The organism is Clostridium estertheticum (assembly GCF_018861295.1).
In the GTDB taxonomy this organism is placed as follows: domain Bacteria; phylum Bacillota; class Clostridia; order Clostridiales; family Clostridiaceae; genus Clostridium_AD; species Clostridium_AD estertheticum_D.
On sequence record NZ_JAHLDM010000070.1, the window covers coordinates 1 to 2,180 of the forward strand.

At 28.3% G+C, this 2,180-nt stretch carries 3 protein-coding genes; 1 reads left to right on the forward strand and 2 read right to left on the reverse strand.

Going from position 1 to position 2,180, the window contains the following annotated elements:
* Positions 1-268: hypothetical protein (locus tag KPL54_RS25600; RefSeq protein WP_216109300.1), on the reverse strand; the 268-nt coding region annotated here is incomplete at its 3' end.
* 171 nt (positions 269-439) lie between these two features.
* On the reverse strand, positions 440-1,291 hold the full coding sequence (locus tag KPL54_RS25605) for a hypothetical protein (protein ID WP_216109301.1): 852 nt from the start codon (positions 1,289-1,291) through the stop codon (positions 440-442).
* A 789-nt stretch (positions 1,292-2,080) separates the two neighbouring features.
* On the opposite strand from KPL54_RS25605, the gene KPL54_RS25610 reads away from it, so the two are divergent.
* A partial coding sequence (locus KPL54_RS25610) for a recombinase family protein (protein WP_309245402.1) occupies positions 2,081-2,180 on the forward strand: 100 nt, incomplete at its 3' end.

Genomic DNA, 2,180 nt, shown 5'->3' on the forward strand with positions numbered 1-2,180 from the left:
CATCTTGTATCCCATTACTCCAGGAATATCCACCTTCAGAAGTTATACATGGTTTATCACCATAACCAACGTTATACTTTGTATTGCCAGCATCATGTTCTAATTTTGTCACTACTTCTTGTAGCGAAATCATTTTTTCTACTGAAAAACCTTCGCCACTAGCTCTTTTAGGATCTATAACATCATTTGGATGATGGTTAAAAAGATTATTAAATGTTTGGACATTTTTATAGGTGTGTGCTCTTAAAATGCTAAATGAAATAGACATTGTTCTCCCCCCACTTCTGTGTATTTTAAAGTTATAACAATATTCAATTTTTATATTTAGACACATAAAATAATAAGCCAAAAATGCGATGGATATTTTCTATCATACAAAGAGGCATTTTAACTAATAGTAGGCTATTAGTTAAAATGCCTCTTTGTTTAGTTAAGTAATTTATAGATTAGCTGTTGAATCATATTCATAAGTAACAACCAATTTTAATTGGCTTATATTTGATGATGAATATGCCTTAGTTGTATATCTTGTATTCCAATTAGTTTTTAGTGCCATTTGTTTATCAACAGTTATTTCTCTAAAATAAGAATTCACGCTACTAGTAGCTATTTTACTTGAATACCATATTCCTTCACTAGAGTTTAGTAATTCTATTGAAGTATTACCAAGACTCTTTGACATTGCACCTGTTATTTTAGCACTTTTTACTATTGCGGAAGCTGGAACTGATGAATCATTTTTCAAATTTAGTGTAGCTGTTGAAGAATATGATCCCTTACCTAAACATGAAATTGAACTTGGTGTAAAGTTAAAACTTGAATTAGTTGTTTTATATCTATCAATAAAATTAATACTATAAGTATTTGTAATATTACTAGGTAAGGTTCCAGAGTTAAAACTTACTTTTACATAATAAACCCCACTATTACGTATATTATCCCGAATAACTCTATTCGAATTATTTCCTATTGTAGATGTGGATATTTTTGTATTATATTGATCATATAATTCTAAGTTATAGTCACAAGTAGAGGGAATTTCTTTAAGTTCAATTGCTAACCTATCACCTGAATATGCATTAAAGCTGTAGTAATCAGCATCTGAATCAGAACCCATAATACCAATTACACTTTTATAATTCCATGGTCCAACATTATATGCTGTTTCAAATGAATGATGAGTTTCAGCATAACTTGAATCATCTGTTGTTCCTGCAAAAGCTAATACAGACGAATTAGCTACTAAAAAAATGATAGTTAAAAAGCTTGTTAATTTTTTCTTTAAATTCATAATTATTCTAACCCCTTTCTAATATGTTCTAATTGTATTATCGTAATTACATTTAATTACTTTAGACCAATAATTTATTAAATAAATAAAATGTTGTAAAATAAGGATATATATAAACATTTAAATAGTACAAAATCGTATTTCACATGACTCAGTTCCTTTAAAGCTCAAATAATATTTTTATCTTTAGATTTAGTGAAGAAGTAGGGTGGCAAGTGTGCTCCCAATCTCCAGTATTGCCAAGCTTCGGCAGACAAAATTTCATATATACAATAATTCAATATCTGCCTTTTCACTTCGTGTGTAAATAACTTTCCCTCTTGGTAATAAAAAATATATATTAGCTAATGTAAATCTTTGAAAAAAGCATTAATTTACAATGTAACAATCTAGGTTGTAAAGTGTCTAGTTTAATCTACTATAAGTCTTTATATATCAAAGCTTTATGCTGTTTTTACGAATGTAAGGTTTTACTTAAAAGATTACATTCGAATATAAATATTTTAAAATTAGAATCCATAAAAATAGTTAAATCTACAAGTTTATAAAGTGAAATAATTACATTTTTGCAATTACATTTCCCTTAAAGTACGAAATATCATTTTCGCTGACGATACCCCTAAATAAGTGTATCAACAAACTATAATTAAATGAGACGCTGAAAAAGGCAGATAATATCCTCTATAAACCCACTCAATTGGTTGCAAAAGTGTATCATACGATTTCGTAGGTTTTATGATACAATTAGTAATAAATTAAACAACAAATAATTTGTGGGGAGTTGTAAGCGTGAATAGTGTATATGCTTATATTAGGGTTAGCACCAAAGAGCAAAATACAGATCGTCAACATGAAGCCTTGAAAGAGTATGCTACTTCAAATAAGCTAA

Bases quoted from the DNA above. Each gene is read 5' to 3' on its own strand.
- KPL54_RS25605 (WP_216109301.1), bottom strand. From the start codon at position 1,291: ATGAATTTAAAGAAAAAATTAACAAGCTTTTTAACTATCATTTTTTTA.